Genomic DNA, 20,078 nt, shown 5'->3' with positions numbered 1-20,078 from the left:
CGTCAACGTCGGCGCGGCGTCAGTATGTCGCCCAGCCGGTCCGGGGTTCCGGGGATGCGTTCCAGGCGCGGGTAGCGAAGGCCGTCGTGATAGTCGAGGACGACGGTCCGGTACTGGTCGCCGTCCTTGACGATCAGGGTAATCGGCACGGCGGGGTCCTTGGCGGCGGTGACGGCCTCGGCCAGTCGGTCGGGCTTGGCGGCCTGGCCGTTGACGGCCACGATCTCCATGCCCGGCGCCAGGCCGGCCTTGAAGGACGGGCTGCCCCACTGGACGCTGCGGATCGCATTGTTCTCGCCGGTCTGCAGGCCCAGGGAATAGGTGAAGTCGTTGCGCTTGAACTCGCCGTACAGGGTCTTCTGATAGGCCGTCGGGGTTTCGCCGTAGGTCAGTCGCCAGCCGCCGCGCTCCAGCCCGTCCAGCGGCGCGCGGGCGTCGGGGCCGACGGCGTCCAGCCGGGCGCGCAGGAAGGCCGCCCAGTCGTTCTCGACCACCCCGTTCAGGGCCGCGACCACGTCTTCGAAGGTGTAGGGCGCCGGTTCGAAACTGCCGTCCTGAACGCCGTAGAAGGCGCGGGCGAAGTCGTCGAGCGACTTGCGGCCGCCGGTCTTCTCCCGGATCGTCGTATCGACGTCCAGCCAGATCAGCTGGCCCTCGGAATAGTAGTCCTCATCCCTCTGCCAGGACAGCCAGGCCTTGGGCCGGCGCTGGCTGATGATCGGGTCGTTGGTGGTGTCCTGAAGCGCGCGCCAGCCGCGCCCGACCCGGTAGTCATAGGAGGCCGCCGTCATGGCCAGGGAGTCCAGGGCCTGTTCCCTGGTCAGCAGGCCCGAACGGGCGGCGACGACCTGGCCGTAATATTGCGTCTGGCCCTCATAGACCCACAGCAGGCTGTTCTGCATCGGGCTGTTGAAGTTGGGGACGTACTGGTCCGCCGGGCGACGCCATTTGCCGTCCCACGAGTGGTTCATCTCGTGGCTGAGCAGGTCGCGGTCGCCCAGGTGGGTGGCCCAGCCCGTGAAGAACTCGGGATCGACCGAGTTCTCGGAACTGCGGTGATGCTCCAGCCCGATACCGCCCAGCTTGTCGGTCATGGCGATCAGGAAGTCGTAGTGGTCGAAATGGCGCGCGCCGTAGAGGCGGTCCATCTGGGTCACGAGGTTGCGCAGAATCTGAATCTGCTCGTCGGTGGCTTCCAGGCTCTTGGCCTCGTCGGCGACGATGTTGGCGCGGACCGGCGAGCGGCCGCCGGGATCAAGGTCGATCTGGCGATAGTGGAGGCCGGCGAAGACCGGGCTGTCGACCAGGACCTCCAGATTGACCGGCTTGAAGGTCTGGACGTCGCCGGTCTTGGTTTCCGGCTCCAGGGCCGTGCCGAAGCGCCAGCCGGTGGGGAATTTGACCGTGGGGTGGACCATGATGTTCCGCGACCAGTGACCGGCGGGATAGAGCAGCATCTTCTCCCACTGGATGTTCAGCATTTCGGGCGTTATCGTCACCCGGCCCTGGGCGCCGCTGGTCGGCGACAGATGCTGCATGGCGATCTTCAGCTCGGTCGCCCCGGCCGGAACCGTGATGTGATAGGCGAAGGGGCTGAGGGTGTCGCGGACCCATTCGACCCGCCGGCCGTTCGCGGTGATCTCGATCCCCGCCAGCTGGGTGATCGGCCCGACCGGACCGTGATTGCCCGGCAGCCATTCGGGGAAGAACAGAACCATGGGCCCGCTCTGGGCGACGGGAAGGGTCTCGGTGATCGAGAAGATGTGCTGGCCCAGGTTGGTCGCGTCGATCTCAAGACCGATCACCCCCGGATAGGCGACGTCGCGCGCCGCAGGGATGGGCGTCAGGGGCGCCGGCAGGGCGGGCGCCGCCGTCGACGCCTGTTGCGCCAGGGCGGCCGGGGCGGCGGAGGCCAGCAGGAGGGCGAGGCCGACGGCGCGGAGGCGGGTGCGGATCATGGACGCGGACTTTCGAACTCTGGAAAGGGAGAGGCGCGACAGTCCGCCGCACCGCGTGGATCGTCAAGCGGTCCGGCCGATCGGACTCCGAAAATCTCGTTCGCCCGACCCCGGCGTCAGGCGCCGGGGGTGACGTCCAGCAGCTCCACCGAAAAGCGCAGGGTGGAGTTGGGCGGAAGCTGATCGCCGCCGACCCAGCGCGAGCCATAGGCCAAGGCCGGCGGAATGACGAACTCATAGGTCTCGCCGACCCGCATCAGGGCCACCCCCTCGGTCCAGCCCTTGATGACCCGGTTCAGCGGAAACTCGGCCGGTTCGTTGCGGGCGTAGGAGCTGTCAAACTCGCGTCCGTCGATGAAGGTCCCGCGATAATGGACCTTGACCGTATCGGTCGTCGAAGGCTGGGCGCCCTCGGGATGGGCCTTGCCCACGCGGCGGTATTGCAGGCCGCTGGCGGTGGTGGTCCAGCCGCGCCGGGCGCCGTTCCACGCCAGATAGGCCTGGTTTCCGGCGTCCCAGGCCTGCTGCGGCGTCTGGCCGGCCTGGCCCTCGACCTGGGCTGCGGCGCGGGCGGCCGCCGAGGCCGTTTCGGCGTAGGAGACCGGCGTCCCGCGCGTCGCACAGGCGGAGACGGCGAGGCCGGCGAGGAGGATCGGGAGGGTGCGAGTCATAAGGCGACGCTATCAGGCCGAACGGGCCGCCGCCAACCGTCTTTGCGCGAAGGCGACATGCGCGGAAGGAGCGGGAAATTGAGCCGGCGGGGTTCCAATCGGGACTTAAGGCGTTAGACCCGCGACCATGTCCATAGACAACTCTCTCGCCGAAGCAGTGGCGGCCGGTCGCCAGGCCGTGGCCGTCGACGCCGTCATGATCGCCAAGCTGACCGACATGGCCGGCGACTTCGCCATCAATCTGATCATCGCGGCCCTGATCTTCGCCGCGACCCTGTTCGCGGCCAAATGGGCGGCGGGGCTGGCGCGAAGGGCGCTGTCGCGGATCGGCGCCTTCCGCCACGACCAGACGGTCCTCAGCTTCGCCGTTCAGGTGGTTCGGGTGGTGGTGATCATCATCGGCATGATCGCCGTGCTGCAAAGGCTGGGGGTGCAGACCACCTCCATCATCGCGGTCCTGGGGGCGGCGTCCCTGGCCGTGGGCCTGGCGCTTCAGGGGACGCTGTCCAATGTGGCCTCGGGCATCATGCTTCTGATCCTGCGGCCCTACCGCGTCGGGGACGTGGTGGACGTCGGCGGCATGGCCGGGACGGTGCAGCGGCTGGACCTGTTCACGACCCAGCTGTCGAACGCCAACAACCACAAGATCGTCATTCCGAACTCCAAGGTCCTGAGCGACCCCCTGACCAATCTGACCGGTCAGCAGACCCGGCGGATCGAGATCAACTTCACCGTCGGCTACGGCGAGGATCTGAACGAGGCGCGCTGCGTCCTGGCCGACATGGCCGCAGCCCATGACAAGGTTCTGCACGATCCCCATCCCTGGACCGGGGTGACCGGCCTGTTGGACAGCGCGGTCCAGATCACCCTGCACGCCTGGGTCAAGGTCGAGGACTGGTGGCAGACTCAGGCCGATCTGATGCAGGGCGGCAAGGAGGCGCTGGACGCCGCCGAGATCGAGATTCCCTTCCCGCACCAGGTCGCCGTGCCCTATGGCGACGAGGACGTCATGCCCGTCGTCCGTGTGCGGACGGTGGAGGCGGACAAGGCCGAAGAGACGAGTACGAAGCCCCGCTGATGCGTTACGATTTCGGATCCGACAACACCGCCGGAATGGCGCCCAGCGCCCTGGAGGGCCTGATCCAGGCCAACGCCGGCTTCGTTCCCTCCTACGGCGCCGATGCGATCACGGCGCGGGCCGCCGACCAGATTCGACAGAGGCTGGACGCCGACGCCGACGTCCGTTTCGTCTTCAGCGGCACGGCGGCCAACGCCATCGCCCTGTCGATGCTGACCTATCCGTTCGAGGCGGTGCTGGCGCACAACGCCGCCCATGTCTGCACCGATGAGACGGGGGCGCCGGGCTTCTTCGGCCAGGGGGTGGGGCTGATCGGCCTGCCGGGCTTTTCCGGGCGGATCGATCCCCTGGCGCTGAAGGCGCAGCTGACCGAGCCCGAGGTCGGCCATCGCCAGCCGCCGGCGGCCCTGTCCCTGACCCAGGCCACGGAATACGGCGCCGTCTATACGGAAGAAGAGCTGCGCCATCTGATCGAGCCGGTGAAGGCGTGCGGCTATGGGGTGCATATGGACGGGGCGCGGCTGTCCAATGCTGCGGCGGCCGGGTTCGACCTGAAGGACATTGCGCGCCTGGGCGTGGACATATTGGTGTTCGGCGGCGCCAAGGCGGGCGCCTCTTGCGTCGAGGCCCTGGTCCTGTTCGACAAGAGCCTGGCGCGGCGGTTGGACAATCGGCTGAAACAGGCCGGGCAGACGGCGTCCAAGGCCCGGACGCTGGCCGGGCCCATGCTGGGCCTGCTGGAAAGCGGCGACTGGGAGGCGGGAGGCGCCCACGCCAATCTGATGGCCCAGCGTCTGGCGGCGGGGATCGCGACGCGCTCGCCCTTCGTCCTGGCCCACCCGGTCGAATCCAATACGGTCTTCGTCCGTATGCCGGCCGAGGCGCACCAGAGGCTGAAGGCCCTGGGCTGGGCCTGCTATCAGTTCGACGACGGATCAGTCCGGTTCGTCTGTTCCTGGGCGACCCAGGAAGAGGCGGTGGACGAGCTGATCGCCGCCATCGCCGGCCTGAACTGAGCCGTCCGTCGCCAGGCGGCCTTTTCCCGGCCGTCTTGACTGTCCATATGCGCAAGATGGCGATGCGCGGAGAGCGCTCCGGCGGTCGGCGCGACCCGATGGTCAAGGCGCAGCAGGCAGGGAGCATGCAGGACAGGACGGAAGGCCCGCCGACGCTGAAGGCGCTGGCGGATCTGGTGCGGCTGGTCGGGCGATCGGGCGCGCCGCAACTGCGCGCGCGGCTGGGAGCGGCGATCGCCCTGACCCTGGCGGGCAAGGGTTTGGGCGTGCTGGCGCCCCTGGTCCTGGGCGCGGCGGTCAATCGGCTGGCGTCCGGACAGGGAACGGCCGTCGCCATGGGCTGGGGCTTCGCCGCTTTTGCGGTCGGCTGGGCCCTGGTGCGGTTTCTGTCGGCGGCGGCGCCCCAGGCCTCGGACGTGGTCTTCGCCCCGGTCCGTGCGGCGGCCCAGAGGCGGACGGCCGCCGAAGGTTTCGCCCACGCCCTGAGCCTGTCGCTTGATTTCCACCAGACCAAACGCTCCGGCGCCCTGTCGCGGACCCTGGATCGCGGCTCGCGGGCGGTGGACTTCCTGCTGCGCATCCTGGCCTTCAACCTGGTCCCCACCGGGGTGGAGCTGGTGCTGGCGGCGGCGGTGCTGGGCGGCAAGTACGACTGGCGGTTCGCCGCTGTGGCGATCGCGGTGGTGGTCGTCTACGCTGCGGCCACCTTCGCCCTGTCGAACTGGCGGCTGGAGCATCGGCGGGTGATGAACGCCGCCGATTCGGAGGCCGCCGGGGTCTCGGTCGACGCCCTTCTGAACTATGAGACGGTCAAGTCGTTCGGCGCCGAGGCGCGGGCGGCCCTGACCTATGACCGGGCGCTGGGCGACTATGCGGCGGCGGCCTTGAAGGCCAACACCTCCCTGGCCCTGCTGAACGGGATTCAGGCCCTGATCATGAACCTGGGCCTGGGGGTGATGGCGGTGATGGCCGGGTTTGAGGCGGCGGCCGGACGAATGGGGCCGGGCGATGTGACGGCGGCGGTGCTGATCATGGTCTCCCTGTACGCCCCGCTGAACATCCTGGGCTTCGCCTATCGCGAGATCCGCCAGTCCTTCATCGACATGGAGGAGATGCTGAAGGTGACGCGCCAGACGCCCCAGGTGGCCGATGCGCTCCACGCCCAGCCTCTGCCGCGCCCGACCGAAGCGCGCGGCGCCGAAGTCGCGTTCCAGCATGTCGGCTTCCGCCACGACGCCCGCGCCAATGGGCTGGAGGACGTCAGCTTCGTGGCGGCGCCCGGAACCACCACCGCCCTGGTCGGGCCCTCGGGGGCGGGCAAGTCGACCATCGTCAAACTGGCCCTGCGGCTGATCGACCCGCAGGAGGGCCGGGTTCTGATCGACGGCCGCGACGTGCGCGAGGTGACCCAGGCGTCCTTGCGGGCCGCCGTGGCCCTGGTGCCGCAGGACGTAGCCCTGTTCAACGACACCTTGGCGGCCAATATCGCCTTCGCCCGGCCCGAGGCGGACGAGGCCCAGGTCTGGGCTGCGGCGGAGGCGGCGGAACTGGCCGACTTCATCCGCGGATTACCGGACGGGATGCAGACACGGGTCGGCGAACGGGGGCTGAAACTGTCGGGCGGCGAACGCCAGCGGGTGGGCATCGCCCGCGCCCTGCTGGCCGATCCCTGCATCCTGATCCTGGACGAGGCCACCAGCGCCCTGGACAGTCGCACCGAGGCGGCGATCCAGAAGACGCTGCGGCGGGTCAGCGCCGGACGCACCACCCTGGTGGTCGCCCACCGGCTGTCCACCGTGGCCGACGCCGACCAGATCCTGGTGCTGAAGGCGGGGCGGATCGTCGAGCGCGGCGCCCATCACGAACTGGTGGCGCGCCAGGGCGGGGAGTACGCCGCCCTGTGGCGCAAACAGACGCGGGCGGGCAGGACGATTCAGGCCGCCGGCTGAACCGCCTGATGAGCCGTCTGATGAGCTGTCTGGGGCGCGGCGGGCAGTTTGCGCTTCAGAACCTCGGCCAGGTTTTCGACGATGGCGGCGCGGGGCGCTGCGGCGTCGGTCGGCAGGCTGAGCAGCAGCTTCATCGCCTGGGCGTGGACCGTGGCGATGCGCCAGTCGAAACCACCCTGGCGCGGGGCGGCGTCCAGAAGGTCGCACAGACCCTTGGCGGCCGTGCACAGATCATCCATCGCAAAGGGGCTGGCCGCGTCGATGATCTGGTTGGACGCTGAATAGGCCAGGTCCAGCCGCAGGGCCTCGATCGTGCCCGGCGCCGGCTCGGCCAGGAGGACGGCGATGTTGTCGGCGATGATGGCGCAGGCCTGGTCCCTCAACCCGCCCAGATTGGCCTGGGCCTGAGCGAGGGCGACGCCGACGCTGACGCCGCCGGGGCGATCCACCATCTCCGCCAGGCGCGAGCGGCGTTGAACGTGGGTGATGACCGTCATGCGAACTCCACCATATTGTTGCGGAGCCTGTCGGCGCGCCGTTCCTCGCCCTCATAGAGTTCGGGGCGGACGAAGCGACGATCCGGGCCCAGATAGTCCCCGACCTCAAGGAAGGGGCGCGTGTCGCGGGCGACCCAAAGGATGCGCTCCAGCAGCATGGCGGCGCTGAAGGGCTTGGTGACGACAAAGTTGGCGCCGCAGTCCCGCGCCTCGGCCACCCGACCGCGTCGGATGTGGCTGGCCGTCATGATGACCGGGGTGAAGGCGTTGGGATTTGGGCCGGACCGGCGCAACCATCGCACCAGTTCGAACCCGTCTATGTCGGGCATGTCGGTGTCGATCAGCAAGAGGTCGATCGGCTTTTCAGCCAGGAGGCTCTGGGCCTGAACCCCGCTGCTGACCGTATAGGCCGGACGTACCCCGAAACCCGACAGGACGCCTGTGGTCAGGGTCAGGGAGAAGGGCGAATCATCGACCACCATCACGACGGCGCCGCTCAGATTGAAGACGGCGCTTTCTCTGAGCGTATCCGACTGTGTCGGCATGTCCGAACTTTCCAATCCTCAGGTCCTATAGGCTAGAACCTGGAGGTGGACGCGCGGTTAACGGCGTTCGATCAGAGGGTGCCGATGGCGTAGAACCGCTCGGCGCGGCGGGTCTTGATCTGCTGGGGCGAGAGGCCGTCGAAGGATTGGAGTTCCTCGGCCAGAACGTCGCCGACCCTGGCCAGGGCGCCGTCGCGGTCGGCGTGGGCGCCGCCGGTCGGTTCCTCGATCAGACGATCCACGATCTTCAGCGCGATAAGGTCCGGGCCGGTGATCTTCATGGCCATGGCGGCGTCGCGGGCCCGTGCGCCGTCACGCCACAGAATGCCGGCCGCCCCTTCGGGCGAGATAACCGAATAGATCGAATGCTCCAGCATCAAGACGCGGCTGGCGGCGGCGATGGCGATGGCGCCGCCCGATCCGCCTTCGCCGGTGATGGTGGCGATGGAGGGCACGCCCAGGGTCAGGCAGCGTTCGGTCGAACGGGCGATGGCCTCGGCCTGGCCGCGCTCTTCGGCGCCCAGACCCGGATAGGCGCCGGCCGTGTCGATGAAGCTGAGGACCGGCAGGCCGAACTGTTCGGCCATGTCCATCAGGCGCACGGCCTTGCGATAGCCCTCGGGTCGAGCCATGCCGAAGTTGTGGGTCAGGCGGGTTTCCGTGTCGTGGCCCTTCTCATGCCCCATGATGACGACGGGGCGGCCCCGAAACCGCGCCAGCCCGCCGAGAATGGCCTGGTCGTCGCCGAACTGTCGGTCGCCGTGCAGTTCGGTCCAGTCGGTGAACAGGCCTTGGACATAGTCGATGAAGTGGGGGCGTTGCGGATGCCGCGCCACCTGGGTCTTCATCCAAGGGTCCAGCCCGGCGTAGGTCTTCTTGCGCAGCTGCTCGGCCTTTTTGCGCAGGCCGGCGATTTCGTGGTCGAAACCTCCGGAGGTCTCGGACAGGGCCGACAGCTCGTCGATCTTGGCTTCCAGATCGGCGATCGGCTTTTCGAAATCGAGATAGTGCGTGGCCATAAAGGCGTCCGAAAACGGCGGGCGAGGCGCCCCAGGGGAAGGCGGGGGAAACTAGAGAGGTCGGGGCCGTGGGGCAAGCGGGTGTCAGAAGGCCTTCGGCAGACCGGCTTGCTTGAGCACGCTGTTGGCGGTGTGGCGACTTTTGGAGCGCGGCACAATGACGGTGTGCGGTTGATCCGGATGCCTCCATTTCTCGTGACTGCCCTTAGCGTTGGCGACGCGACGCCAGCCGGCGGCGAAGAGGAGGGCAGTCAGTTCAGGGTAGAAGTCCTTGGGCATCTGCTCGGTCTTTCGCTTCAATCCGTGCAGTTTGTTTGCGCCATGAAAGGGGGCGGACGGAGCTTGAGAAATCTCCAATCATTACAATGGTTGGCTTGCTAGGGCCTAAGGGCGGCCTTTGATTTCTAAGGGTAATAAAGCGCCAAATCGGGGGGCGGACGGACCCCTAAGCGGCAACGACGTCGAAGTCGCCGGAAGCTTCAAATCGTACCGGCACAGCGCCATGAATTCCAAGGTTTTCGGCAAGAAGCTCAGGCGCGAAATGACGAGCGAGATTCTCGAACTCTCCGAGCGTCGCCGTTTCCAGCACCAGCCCGACGATGTTGGACTCGCTGCACCAGACCCCCGCTTCGGGGTCCCAGATCGCCTTGACGTAGAAATCCTCGGCCATGGCCTGAATATGCGCCTTCACTCGTCCCGCGCCAAGGGGTGGTTCTGCTGGACGACCTGGGCCAGGCGGTCGGTGGCGACGTGGGTGTAGATCTGGGTGGTGGCGATGTCGGCGTGGCCGAGCAGGGTCTGGACCACGCGCAGGTCGGCGCCGCCCTCCAGCAGATGGGTGGCGAAGGCGTGACGCAGGACGTGGGGGCTGACCCGCGCCGGGTCGAGGCCCGCCGTGACGGCGGCCTCGTCCAGCAGCTGGGCGAACCGGCGCGGGGTCAGATGGCCGGAACGACCGGAGGATGGAAAGAGCCAGGGGCTGTCGGGCGTCTCGGGCTTGCGCCGGGCGTCGCGCGCCGTCAGCCAGGCCTTCAGCGCCGTGCGGGCGGCGGGGTTCAGCGGGGCCAACCGCTCCTTGCCGCCCTTGCCGCGCACGATCAGATAGGCCGGGTCGCGGCGCACGGCCTCGACCTTCAAACCCAGCAGTTCCGACACCCGCAGGCCCGAGGCGTAGGCCAGTTCGACCAGGGCGACCAGCCGCAGGCCGGCGGCCGCGTCTCGGGCTGCGGCGGCGGCCAGCAGCCGGTCGATCTCGTCTCGGCTCAGGGACCTGGGCAGGGGGCGGCCCTGTTTGGGAGCGTCCAGGCGACGCGACGGATCATCCGTCCGCCAGCCCTCGGCCAGGGCGAAACGATAGAACTGCCGCACCGACGATCGGCGTCGGGCGGCGGTGGCCGCCGACAGGCCCCGGCGCGACAGGTCGGCGAACCAGGCCTCGACCGCCTCGGCCGGGGCCTGCATCAGGCCGCCGTCCGACGACAGGGCGGCCTCGGCGTCGGCCAGATCCCGTCCATAGGCCGCCAGGGTGTGGGGCGAGGCGTCGCGCTCCACCGCCATCATCTCCAGAAAAGCTTCGATCTGGGGCGTCATGCGGCGATCGTTCCTGCGAATGGATGGCGCGAGGCCGGGCTTGGTGTAGAGGTTCCAACGATCATGTCCGCCTGCGCCGTCGCCTTCGCCGTTTCCTTCACCGTCCGTTCCGCCGGAGCCGCCGGATGAGGCGGCGCGCGAATCCGGGTCCGACCCGCACCATAGCCCTGGTCGGCCTGATGGGGGTGGGCAAATCGTCGGTGGGGCGGCGGCTGGCCCATCGGTTGAAACTGCCCTTCGCCGACGGCGATGTGGAGATCGAGGAGGCGGCGGGAATGACCGTGTCCGAAATCTTCGCCGCCTTGGGCGAGGCCGAGTTCAGGGCCGGCGAGGCGCGGGTGATCCGCCGCCTGCTGGAGGGGCCGCCCCTGGTCTTGGCCACCGGCGGCGGGGCGATGATGAACCCGGAGACCCGCGCCCTGCTGAAGGAAAGAGCCGACACGGTCTGGCTGAGGGCCGATCTGGCGGTCATCGCCGAACGGGTGGCGCGGCGCGACACCCGGCCCCTGTTGCGCGGCAAGGACCCGCTGGAGGTGCTGACGGCCTTGGCCGAGGTCCGTTATCCGATCTATGGCGAGGCCGACGTCACCGTGGACGTGGGGCAGGGGTCTCACGGCCAGGCGGTGGACGCCATTCACAAGACCCTGCGCCGACACTGGCGCACACGCCGCCGTGCGGAGACGAAAGCATGACGACCATTCCCGTCAGCGGCGGCGCCTTCGCCGCCTATCAGGTGATCGTGGGGCGCGGACTGCTGCAGCAGGCGGGCGCTCGGATCGCGCCCCTGGCCCGGGGCCGGACGGTGATCATCACTGATGAGACGGTCGAGGCCGTTCACGGCGCCGCCCTGACCGCATCCCTGGCGGCGGCGGGGGTCCAGAGCCGGATCGTCGCCGTGCCGCCGGGCGAGGGGTCGAAATCCTTCGCCCAGCTGGAGCGGGTGCTGGACCGGCTGCTGGAGATCGGCCTGGACCGCAAGGACGTGGTGATCGCCCTGGGCGGCGGGGTGGTGGGGGATTTGGCCGGTCTCGCGGCCGCGCTCTACATGCGCGGCATCGACTTCGTGCAGATTCCGACGACCCTGCTGGCCCAGGTCGACTCGTCCGTCGGCGGCAAGACGGCCATCGACACGCCGCGGGGCAAGAACCTGGTCGGCGCCTTCCATCAGCCGCGCCTGGTCCTGGCCGACATCGACGTGCTGGCGACCCTGCCGGCGCGGCAGGTGAAGTCCGGCTGGGCCGAGGTGCTGAAGCACGGGCTGATCTGCGACTCCGCCTTCTTCGACTGGCTGGCGGGCGAGGGGGCGGCCGGAGCGTCGGGCGATCCGGCGGCCCTGGAACGGGCGGTGATCCGCTCGGTCGAGATCAAGAGCGCCGTGGTCGGGGAGGACGAGAAGGAGGCGGGACGCCGCGCCCTGCTGAACCTGGGCCACACCTTCGGCCACGCCATAGAGACCGAGGTCGGGTTCGACGAAGACGCCCTGGCCCATGGGGAGGCGGTGGCGCTCGGCTGCTGCATGGCCTTGCGCTATTCGGCGCGCGAGGGACTGTGTTCGGCCGAGGACGCCGCGCGGGTCGAGGCGGTGGTCGCGGCGGCGGGCCTGCCCACGCGGCTGGATCAGGCGGGCGCCTTCGAAGCCGACCGGCTGCTGGCCCTGATGGCCGGGGACAAGAAGGCCGAGGGCGGCGCCCTGACCCTGATCCTGGCGCGCGGGATCGGCCAGGCCTTCGTCGCCAAGGGCGTGGATGCGGACAAGGTGCGCGCCTTTCTGATCGCCGAAGGGGCGACGGGCTGATGCAGATCGGCGTCGTTCCCCTGGAGGATCGGTTCGTGCGGCTGGAGCCGTTCACCGAGGGGTTGCGGGAGACGGTGAAGGCGGCGCTGGATTGCGATCCGGCCGCCTGGGAGATCATGGTCGCGCCCGCCTATGGCGCGCATTTCGACGGCTGGTGGGGCGCCGCCATCAAGGCCATGGCGGCCGGAACGCGCATCGCCTACGCCGTGCGTCGACTGTCCGACGGAGCGGTGGTCGGGACGACCAGCCTTTACGAGATCCATCCCGCCTATCGACGCTGTGAGATCGGATCGACCTTCTATCGGCCCGAGGCGCGGGGCGGGCCGGTCAATCCGGCCTGCAAGCGGCTGTTGCTGGGCCACGCCTTCGACGCCGGCGCGGTGCGGGTCGAGATCATCACCGACGCGGTCAATGCCCAGAGCCAGGCGGCGATCCGCAAACTGGGCGCCAAGGCCGAGGGCGTTCTGAGGAAGCACAAGACCACCTGGACCGGCCGGGCGCGGGATACGGCCATGTTCGCCGTGATCGACGACGACTGGCCCGAGGTGCGGGACGGGCTGGATCGAAGGCTGGCGGCGTTCGGCTAGGCGACCATCTCCGCCATCAGGGCCGCAATCAGGTCGGCGGCGGGAAGGCTGCGGGCCAGGGGCGCGCCCTGGCCGGCCCATTGGGCGCCGAAGCCGTATTCGCCGACGGCCTTGGCGGCGGCGTTCAGGGCCTTTCCGGCGTCATAGGCGACGGGATAGTCAGGGATGGCGGCCGTCGTCTGCGCCCCAAATTCGGTGAAACGATTGCGCAGGCAGCGGGCGGGTCGGCCCGATACGGCGCTGGTCATGACGGTATGACGCGCCGCGTCGCTGAACAGGGCGGCGCGATAGGCGGCGTCGGCGGCGCTTTCGTCACAGGCGACGAAGGCGGTGCCCAACTGGGCCGCAACGGCGCCCAGGTCCAGGGCGGCGCGGACGCCCCGGCCGTCCATGATCCCTCCGGCGGCGACGACCGGCAGGCCGCTGTGAAGCGCCAGCAGGCGGGTCAGGGCCAGAGTCCCCAAGCGGCCGTCGTCGGCGTCAGGATCGAACATCCCGCGATGGCCGCCCGCCTCCCATCCTTGCGCCACCACGGCGTCGACGCCCGCCGCCCTGCAAGCCAGGGCTTCATCGAGATTGGTCGCCGTGGCCAGGAGCAGGCAGCCGGCCTGTTTCAGCGCCCGGATCCGCTCTCCATCGGGCAGGCCGAAGTGGAAGCTGACCACGGCGGGGGCGTCGGCGATCAGGCGCGCCAGCATGGCGTCGTCGTCGGCGAAGCTGCGATAGGGGGCGTTCAGCGTGGCGGGGGGCGCGGCGCCGAAGGCGGCGAACGACGGCGTCAGGGCCTGAAGCCAGGCGGCCTCTGCACCTTCGTCGCGGCGGGGCGCGGCGTGGACGAACAGATTGACGTTGAAGGGGCGGTCGGTCAGGGCGCGGGTCTCGGCGATCATCCGGCCGGCCCCCGCCGCATCGGTCGCGCCGACGGCGATGGAGCCCAGCGCCCCGGCGTTCGAAACGGCCGCCGCCATGGCCGGGGTCGAGACGCCCGCCATGGGCGCCTGGACGATCGGCGCGGTCAGGCCAAGCTGTTCGATCAGGGACATGGACCGCAGCTAGGGAGCCGGGTCGGCTTCGGCAATGGGGTCAGTCGACGGCCCGGCATTCGGTCGGCTGTCGGCCTTCGACGGACCAGGTGGCCAGCACCCCCTTGCCGCGCAGTTCGACGTTGGTGGCGCGGTACCAGATGCCGTCGGCGGCGCGTTCCTGATAAAGATCCACCGCCTCGCCCGAGGAGTTGCGGACCGTGGCCATCTCGCGCGGATTGTCGAAGTCGACCGACAGCCGCTCGCCGTTGTCGCACAGATACACCGTATGGACGACCCGGTTCAGGACGCGGTCCTGGACCTCGGCGCCGGTGCGTTTGCGGGCGGTCTGGGCCTCGATGGCGCGTTCCTTGACCTCGTCGCCGGTGGTGGGAGCCTTGTCGGGGTCAGGGCCGCAGGCCGTCAGAAGGAGGACGGCGGCGAGGCCGCCGAGAGCGAAGGACGGCCGCAGAACCGGCTTGGACAAGGCGATACTCCTCACAACAGCGCCGCTTGGGGCGGCGGTCTAACGTCCGCCGCCTGCGGCCGTTCCTCTCCGTTGACGGAAGAAGGACTTGAGCAGGCTGGACGCCTCCTCGGCCAACAGACCCCACTCCGTCGCCGGACGCCAGTGGCAAGTGGGTTGCTCGAACAGACGGGGGCCGTGGAGCACGGCGCCGCCCTTGGGATCATCGGCCGCCCAGACCACGCGACCGATGCGGGCGTGGCTGATGGCGCCGGCGCACATGGCGCAGGGCTCAAGCGTCACATAGAGGGTCAGGCCGGTGAGGCGGTAGTTCTGCAGCGCCGTCGCCGCGCGTCGCATGGCCACGATCTCGGCATGGGCCGTAGGGTCGTGCGCGCAGATCGGGCCGTTGGCGCCGGTGGAAATCACCGCGTTTGAGGCGGGATCGACAAGAATTGCGCCCACAGGCACCTCTCCTGCGTCCGCCGCCGCTTGCGCTTGGTCCAGCGCCATGCGCATGAACCGCTCATCATGGTCCGCCATACGAACGACAACGACAAGAAGCCCCGCGCCCGTCAAGACGGACGGTCGCCTGGGCCCTTCAAATCCTCCGGTCCTCGCAAGAGCGGCGACGGGAAGACCCCCTTCGGCGACAAGCCGCGCAAGGCCTTTGCCGGCAAGCCGGGCGACGACCGCCCCCGCGCGGGCGCCAAACCGGCCAAGGCCGAGGCCGCCCCGGTCCGCAGCGAGCGAATCGCCAAGGCCATGGCGCGGGCGGGCATCGCCTCGCGCCGCGAGGTCGAGCGGCTGATCGGCCTGGGCAAGGTGGCGGTCAACGGCCGCATCCTGGACACGCCCGCCACCCTGGTGACGCGCGACGACGTGATCACCGTGGACGGCAAGCCGATCGGCGGGGCCCAGGCGACGCGCGTCTGGCGCTATCACAAGCCGGCCGGCCTCTTGACCAGCCACAAGGACCCGGCGGGCCGGCCGACGGTGTTCGACGCCCTGCCGGCCGGTCTGCCGCGCGTGATCTCGGTCGGGCGGCTCGATCTGGCGACCGAGGGTCTGCTGCTTCTGACCAACGACGGGGAGCTGAGCCGGGCGCTGGAACTGCCCTCGACCGCCCTGGTGCGCCAGTACCGGGCGCGGGCGCGCGGCAAGATCACCCAGGAACAGCTCGACAGGCTGAAGGAGGGCGTCGTCGTGGACGGCGTCTCCTATGGGCCCATCGAGGCCACCCTGGACAAGGCCAAGGAGTCCAAGTCCGAGGACGGCAAGGCGCCGGCCAATCTGTGGATCTCGGTCTCGATCACCGAGGGCAAGAACCGCGAGGTGCGTAAGGTGCTGGAGTCGGTCGGCCTGACGGTCAACCGGCTGATCCGTCTGGCCTATGGGCCGTTCCGGCTGGACGTCCTGCCGGTCGGGGCGGTGGAGGAGGTGGGGCCGCGCGTGATCCGCGAGCTGCTGGCTGACCATATCCGTCCCGAGAACCTGCCGACCGGCAATACGGTCGAGACGCCCGCGCCCATCCCCGGTCGCCGGATCGCCACCCCCATCGTCAAGGGGCGCTCCGGTTCGGCCATGTCGGATCCGTCGCGCAAGCCCAGCCGCGTCCGCGCCGCCGAGACGGCCCAGGCCGAGGCGGTCGAGCGCCGCGAGCGGGCGCCCAAGAAGGACGGCTGGGCCAAGGCCAAGCCCAAGTTCGAACATTCCAAGAGCTTCAAACCGCGCGAGCGCACCGCCCCCGAGGGCGAACGCCCCGCCCGCGCCGACGGCGACCGGCCCAAGCGGGTGTTCAAACCCCGCGACGCCCAGTTCATCGACGACCGCAGGAAGCCCGCAGGCCGCAGCGAGGGGGGGCGCAGCGGCGGGCCTCGCGGCGGCGGCGACCGACCGGTACGGCCACCGCGCGCGGGCGGCGGCAAGCCGGCGGGACCGTCGGGAACCAGCGGCCGTTCGCCCGGCGGCAAACCCCGTACGCCGCGCGGCTGATCCATGCGGATCGTCGCCGGAAGCCTGAAGGGCCGGGCCATCGTCGCGCCGGAGGGGCAGGGCACGCGCCCGACCTCGGACCGGGCGCGCCAGGCCCTGTTCAACGTGCTGGAGCACGCCGCCTGGAGCGAGAGCCTGAACGGCCTGCGGGTCATCGACCTGTACGCCGGATCGGGCGCCCTGGGCTTTGAGGCGATCAGCCGGGGGGCGGGCTTCTGCCTGTTCGTCGAGACCGACGACGGGGCCAGGGGCGCGATTCGCGAGAACGCCGACGCCTACGGGCTGATGGGCCGCACCCGGGTGCATCGACGCAGCGCGACCGACCTGGGCGTCCGTCCCGGCTCGGACGGCGAGGCCTTCGACCTGGCCTTCCTGGACCCGCCCTACGGCAAGGGGCTGGGGGAACAGACCCTTGTGCGGCTGCTGGAGGGGAACTGGCTGAAGCCCGGCGCCCTGGTGGTGTTCGAGCGCGGCTCGGACGAGCCCGAGATCGACACCCCCGGCTATGACCGGCTGGACGCGCGGGACTATGGGGCGGCGCGGGTGCTGTTCCTGAAGGTCGCCCCCGCCGCCTGACGGGGAAAGTGCACTCCGAATTCTTTTAGTGCACTTTCGTGCAGATTTTTGAGAATGGGTCGCAGAACGCTCAGTCCTCGGGCGGCGGTCCCAGCAGGGCCTCGTCCTCCTCGTCGATCTCGCGCCGCATCCCTTCGAGCGAGGCGGCCACCTCTTCGTGGCTCATGCCCCTGAAGAAGTCGGCGTCGAAGGCGCGGGCCTCGCGGGTCAGGTCGTCGGCCAGGGCGCGCCAGCGCCGGGCGTCCGACGCGCGGCCGCCCTCCACCGCCTCGATGAACCGCAGGCGGGCGGTACGCGCTAGCTCGTCCAGGTCGATGTCCTCATACAGGGACAGGTCGATCTCGCCGGGCGGCGGCTCCACCTGATCGCTGCGCCGCCAGCCGTATTTGCGGGCGCGACGGCGAAAGGCCGACAGACCGAGGTCATGACGCCGACATACGGCCTCGGCGCTGAGACCCGACAGATAGTCGGCGCGGGCCTGGGCCCAGATGCGGGATTCACGGATGCGATAGGGCGGGGTCATGGCCGTATCCGTAAAACGACGGTACGTCAGAGTCGGACGTGGAGCGAGCCCCCCTCCGTCGGCTTTCGCCGACACCTCCCCCAAGGGGGAGGAATGCGACCGTGATGACCGAAATCCTCCCCCTCTGGGGGAGGTGTCGGCGCAGCCGACGGAGGGGGTCAGGCTAGGCTTTGAGCCGCAGCCCGATCTCCTCCAGCACCCCAGCCAGGTCCGTCAGCACATCGCGCGCCGGTATACGCAGCACGGCGACGCCCCTCCGGTTCAGCCAGTCGGTTCGGCGAGCATCATGCCTGGCCTGATCGGGCGTGTCATGGCTGGAGCCGTCGATCTCGACCGCCAGCCGGGCCGCGTCGCAGTAGAAGTCGAGGATATAGGGGCCGATCGGATGCTGACGCCGGAACCGCGCCCCGCACAGCCCCCGTTTTCGCAGCGCCTGCCACAGCAAGACTTCGGGCAGGGTCAGGTTACGGCGGAGTTCGCGCGCACGAGCCTGGGTTTTGCGGGGCGCATCCATAAGGGGAATGTGCGTAGAGACCCGGTGCGCGGCAAGCCCCCTCCACCGCTTCGCGGTCCCCCTCCCCCAAGGGGGGAGGAATGCGACAGTGACGACGACCGAAATCCTCCCCCCTTGGGGGAGGTGTCGGCGCAGCCGACAGAGGGGGCGTGTCAGGCGCGGCCCAGCCTCTGGATCAGTCCCCGCGCCCCCGCCGTCACCTCGGCCCAGGTGACCTCGAACCCGGCGTCGTCGCCGAAATAGGGATCGGCGACGGCCTGGCCCTCGCGGCCGGGGACATGGTCGAGCAGCAGGCTGAGCTCGGCGACGGCGCCCCCTTCGTCGTCTCTGGGGGCGATACGGCGCAGATCAGCCAGGTTGTCGTGGTCCAGGGCGATGAGGTGGGTGAAGCGGCGGAAGTCCGCCGGCGTCACCTGCCGGCCCTGATAGCCGGAGATGTCGATCCCATATTTGCGCGCCACGGCCTGGGCGCGCGGATCGGGCGGATGGCCGACATGCCAGTTCCCCGTGCCGGCGGAGTCGACGATCAGGTCGAGACGCAGGCGCTCAGCCTCGGCGCGGAGGGCGGCCTCGGCGAGGGGGGAGCGACAGATGTTGCCGAGGCAGACGAAGAGGACGGAGGTCATGGAGGATCTTAGCGGATGGGGTTGCGTCAGGTTAGGCCGCCGTTCCCCCACTCGTCATCCTCGCCCTTGTGGCGAGGATCCAGACTCCCGGTGTGTCCGCAGGGTGCGCGGGCGTCTAGGTCGGGCGTATGGATCCTCGGGACAAGCCCGAGGATGACGGTTTAGGGAACGGTGGGCGGGCGCCGGTGAGGCGTTCACCGCCGCCCGAACAGCTTCTCCAGATCGTGCAGCTTCAGCTCCACATAGGTCGGGCGCCCGTGGTTGCACTGGCCCGAATGCGGGGTGGCTTCCATCTGGCGGAGCAGGGCGTTCATTTCGGGGGCGGTGAGGATGCGGCCGGAGCGGACGCTGCCGTGGCAGGCCATGGTTCCGCAGACCTCGGCCATCCGCTCCTTCAGCGTAAGGGCGGCGCCATGTTCGGCCAGGTCGTCGGCGATGTCGCGGATCAGCCCTTGCACGTCGGTGTCGCCCAGCAGGGCCGGGGTTTCGCGCACCAGGACGGCGCCGGCGCCGAAGGCCTCGACGATCAGGCCCATCTCGGCCAGTTCCTCGGCGCGGGCGGCGACGCGCTCGGCCTCGGCCGGGTCAAGCTCGACCACCTCGGGCGTCAACAGGGCCTGGCGGGTCACGGCCCCCTCGGCCATCTGGGCCTTCATCCGCTCATAGACCAGCCGCTCGTGGGCGGCGTGCTGATCGACGATGACCAGGCCGTCGCGGGTCTGGGCCACGATATAGTTGGCATGCAGCTGACCCCGGGCGGCGCCCAGCGGCAGGTCGATGTCGGAAGGGGGAGGGGCGAGTGGCTGGGGGGCAGTGGCGAGTGGCGAGTGGCGAGTGGCGAGTTCGCCGTATGAGGCGCCGTCCCAGCCGGGTTCGACGCGGGCGCTGCGTTCGTGGAGGCCAGGCAGGACTTGCGCCGCGGCGGCGGGCTGGGACCAGCCTGTCCACCCGGACCAGCCCTCGCCACTCGCCACTCGCCACTCGCCACTCTGCGTCACGCCCGTGTGCGGCCTGAACCCGCTCAGGGCATCCGCCGCCACGGTCGTGGAGGCCCGGTGGCCGGCGGCGTGCAGCGCGTGACGCAGGGCGCCGACGATCAGGCCGCGCACCAGGGCCGGGTCGCGGAACCGGACCTCGGCCTTGGCAGGGTGGACGTTGACGTCCACGTACAGGGGGTCGATGTCGATGAAGAGGGCGGCGGCCGGGTGCCGGTCGCGCGCCAGGAAGTCGGCATAGGCGCCGCGCAGGGCCCCTTGCAGCAGCCGGTCCTTCACCGGGCGGCCGTTGACGAACAGATACTGATGCGCCGCATTGCCGCGCGAATAGGTGGGCAGGCCCGCATAGCCCGACAGGCGGACCCCGTCCCGCTCCTGGTCGATCAAGAGGGCGTTGGCCTCGAAGTCGCGACCCAGGAGGGCCGACAGCCGCTTCAGCCGGCCCTCGTCGCCGGGATGTTCGGCGGGCAGGCGAAGGGCGACCTTGCCGTCCAGCGACAGGGTGAAGGCGACGGCCTCGTGCGCCATGGCCTGGCGCTTGATCTCTTCGGAAATGGCCATGGCCTCGGCCCGTTCGGACTTCATGAATTTGAGCCGGGCGGGGGTGGCGTAGAAGAGGTCGCGCACCTCGACCCGCGCGCCGTGCGGGCCGGGGA

23 protein-coding genes are annotated in these 20,078 nt (G+C 69.7%); 8 read left to right on the top strand and 15 right to left on the bottom strand.

The features are described from left to right. Positions 1-2: 2 nt before the first annotated feature. A complete protein-coding gene (locus AC07XS_RS13365) occupies positions 3-1,958 on the bottom strand; it encodes a M61 family metallopeptidase (protein ID WP_182714826.1) in 1,956 nt (651 codons plus the stop codon). 116 nt (positions 1,959-2,074) lie between these two features. Beyond that, a complete protein-coding gene (locus AC07XS_RS13360) occupies positions 2,075-2,629 on the bottom strand; it encodes an FKBP-type peptidyl-prolyl cis-trans isomerase (RefSeq protein ID WP_182714827.1) in 555 nt (184 codons plus the stop codon). 127 nt (positions 2,630-2,756) lie between these two features. On the opposite strand from AC07XS_RS13360, the gene AC07XS_RS13355 reads away from it, so the two are divergent. The 3 genes from AC07XS_RS13355 (at position 2,757) to AC07XS_RS13345 (ending at position 6,672) form a co-directional block, all read left to right on the top strand. After that, the gene (locus AC07XS_RS13355) at positions 2,757-3,707 is read left to right on the top strand and encodes a mechanosensitive ion channel family protein (protein ID WP_182714828.1); all 951 of its coding nucleotides are present in this window, start codon (positions 2,757-2,759) and stop codon (positions 3,705-3,707) included. Then, positions 3,707-4,723 carry a beta-eliminating lyase-related protein gene (locus AC07XS_RS13350; protein WP_182714829.1) on the top strand — a complete coding sequence of 339 codons (1,017 nt, stop codon included), beginning with the start codon at positions 3,707-3,709 and terminating at the stop codon, positions 4,721-4,723. Before AC07XS_RS13355 ends, AC07XS_RS13350 begins: the two co-directional genes overlap by 1 nt. A 62-nt stretch (positions 4,724-4,785) precedes the next feature. Beyond that, on the top strand, positions 4,786-6,672 hold the full coding sequence (locus AC07XS_RS13345; RefSeq protein ID WP_182714846.1) for an ABCB family ABC transporter ATP-binding protein/permease: 1,887 nt from the start codon (positions 4,786-4,788) through the stop codon (positions 6,670-6,672). On the opposite strand, the gene AC07XS_RS13340 is transcribed toward AC07XS_RS13345, so the two are convergent. From AC07XS_RS13340 to AC07XS_RS13315, 6 genes are all read right to left on the bottom strand, one after another. Beyond that, positions 6,657-7,169: a chemotaxis protein CheE gene (locus AC07XS_RS13340; protein ID WP_182714830.1), complete on the bottom strand. Its 513-nt coding sequence runs from the start codon at positions 7,167-7,169 to the stop codon at positions 6,657-6,659. The two genes, AC07XS_RS13345 and AC07XS_RS13340, sit on opposite strands and share 16 nt — an antisense overlap. Next, the gene (locus AC07XS_RS13335) at positions 7,166-7,714 is read right to left on the bottom strand and encodes a response regulator (RefSeq protein WP_182714831.1); all 549 of its coding nucleotides are present in this window, start codon (positions 7,712-7,714) and stop codon (positions 7,166-7,168) included. Before AC07XS_RS13335 ends, AC07XS_RS13340 begins: the two co-directional genes overlap by 4 nt. Positions 7,715-7,785: 71 nt before the next feature. Beyond that, positions 7,786-8,733 carry an acetyl-CoA carboxylase carboxyltransferase subunit alpha gene (locus AC07XS_RS13330; protein WP_182714832.1) on the bottom strand — a complete coding sequence of 316 codons (948 nt, stop codon included), beginning with the start codon at positions 8,731-8,733 and terminating at the stop codon, positions 7,786-7,788. An 84-nt stretch (positions 8,734-8,817) separates the two neighbouring features. Next, a complete protein-coding gene (locus tag AC07XS_RS13325; RefSeq protein ID WP_182714833.1) occupies positions 8,818-9,012 on the bottom strand; it encodes a type II toxin-antitoxin system HicA family toxin in 195 nt (64 codons plus the stop codon). 166 nt (positions 9,013-9,178) lie between these two features. Continuing rightward, positions 9,179-9,403 (bottom strand): DUF1902 domain-containing protein, encoded by a 225-nt coding sequence (locus AC07XS_RS13320; protein WP_182714834.1) that lies wholly within the window; start codon positions 9,401-9,403, stop codon positions 9,179-9,181. Between the two features lie 17 nt (positions 9,404-9,420). After that, on the bottom strand, positions 9,421-10,323 hold the full coding sequence (locus AC07XS_RS13315) for a site-specific tyrosine recombinase XerD (RefSeq protein ID WP_182714835.1): 903 nt from the start codon (positions 10,321-10,323) through the stop codon (positions 9,421-9,423). A 125-nt stretch (positions 10,324-10,448) separates the two neighbouring features. Here AC07XS_RS13315 and AC07XS_RS13310 point away from each other — a divergent pair, with 125 nt between their 5' ends. Genes AC07XS_RS13310 through AC07XS_RS13300 form a run of 3 tightly spaced genes read left to right on the top strand, consistent with a single transcriptional unit; the run spans position 10,449 to position 12,705 of the window. Next, positions 10,449-11,015 (top strand): shikimate kinase, encoded by a 567-nt coding sequence (locus AC07XS_RS13310; RefSeq protein ID WP_182714836.1) that lies wholly within the window; start codon positions 10,449-10,451, stop codon positions 11,013-11,015. Further along, positions 11,012-12,118, top strand: coding sequence for a 3-dehydroquinate synthase (gene aroB / locus AC07XS_RS13305; RefSeq protein ID WP_182714837.1), 1,107 nt, complete (start codon positions 11,012-11,014; stop codon positions 12,116-12,118). The genes AC07XS_RS13310 and aroB overlap by 4 nt, the downstream gene beginning before the upstream one ends. Continuing rightward, positions 12,118-12,705: a GNAT family N-acetyltransferase gene (locus AC07XS_RS13300; protein ID WP_182714838.1), complete on the top strand. Its 588-nt coding sequence runs from the start codon at positions 12,118-12,120 to the stop codon at positions 12,703-12,705. Before aroB ends, AC07XS_RS13300 begins: the two co-directional genes overlap by 1 nt. On the opposite strand, the gene AC07XS_RS13295 is transcribed toward AC07XS_RS13300, so the two are convergent. From AC07XS_RS13295 to tadA, 3 genes are read right to left on the bottom strand one after another with little or no spacing between them, the layout of a single operon-like run. Beyond that, positions 12,702-13,748, bottom strand: coding sequence for a nitronate monooxygenase (locus AC07XS_RS13295; RefSeq protein ID WP_182714839.1), 1,047 nt, complete (start codon positions 13,746-13,748; stop codon positions 12,702-12,704). The genes AC07XS_RS13300 and AC07XS_RS13295 overlap by 4 nt on opposite strands. A 40-nt stretch (positions 13,749-13,788) precedes the next feature. Continuing rightward, on the bottom strand, positions 13,789-14,214 hold the full coding sequence (locus AC07XS_RS13290) for an MliC family protein (protein WP_321208133.1): 426 nt from the start codon (positions 14,212-14,214) through the stop codon (positions 13,789-13,791). 39 nt (positions 14,215-14,253) lie between these two features. Next, entirely contained in the window at positions 14,254-14,712 is a 459-nt protein-coding gene (gene tadA / locus AC07XS_RS13285; protein WP_054766924.1) for a tRNA adenosine(34) deaminase TadA, read from the bottom strand. A 12-nt stretch (positions 14,713-14,724) separates the two neighbouring features. On the opposite strand from tadA, the gene AC07XS_RS13280 reads away from it, so the two are divergent. Both AC07XS_RS13280 and rsmD read left to right on the top strand, forming a co-directional pair. Next, positions 14,725-16,188: a pseudouridine synthase gene (locus tag AC07XS_RS13280; RefSeq protein WP_182714840.1), complete on the top strand. Its 1,464-nt coding sequence runs from the start codon at positions 14,725-14,727 to the stop codon at positions 16,186-16,188. 3 nt (positions 16,189-16,191) lie between these two features. After that, positions 16,192-16,764: a 16S rRNA (guanine(966)-N(2))-methyltransferase RsmD gene (rsmD, locus tag AC07XS_RS13275; RefSeq protein WP_182714841.1), complete on the top strand. Its 573-nt coding sequence runs from the start codon at positions 16,192-16,194 to the stop codon at positions 16,762-16,764. A gap of 70 nt (positions 16,765-16,834) precedes the next feature. Here the strand turns inward: rsmD and AC07XS_RS13270 are convergent, their stop codons facing one another. From AC07XS_RS13270 to mutL, 4 genes are all read right to left on the bottom strand, one after another. After that, positions 16,835-17,287 carry a hypothetical protein gene (locus AC07XS_RS13270; RefSeq protein ID WP_182714842.1) on the bottom strand — a complete coding sequence of 151 codons (453 nt, stop codon included), beginning with the start codon at positions 17,285-17,287 and terminating at the stop codon, positions 16,835-16,837. Between the two features lie 163 nt (positions 17,288-17,450). Further along, positions 17,451-17,801 (bottom strand): endonuclease domain-containing protein, encoded by a 351-nt coding sequence (locus AC07XS_RS13265; protein WP_182714843.1) that lies wholly within the window; start codon positions 17,799-17,801, stop codon positions 17,451-17,453. A gap of 152 nt (positions 17,802-17,953) precedes the next feature. Continuing rightward, entirely contained in the window at positions 17,954-18,427 is a 474-nt protein-coding gene (locus AC07XS_RS13260; protein WP_182714844.1) for a low molecular weight protein-tyrosine-phosphatase, read from the bottom strand. Between the two features lie 194 nt (positions 18,428-18,621). Further along, positions 18,622-20,078 (bottom strand): DNA mismatch repair endonuclease MutL (gene mutL, locus AC07XS_RS13255; protein WP_182714845.1); only part of this gene is annotated, 1,457 nt, incomplete at its 5' end.

This window comes from Brevundimonas sp. GW456-12-10-14-LB3, from assembly GCF_059424365.1.
The sequence above is the reverse complement of the archived record's forward strand: the minus strand, read 5'-3'. Positions and strand labels throughout refer to the sequence as shown.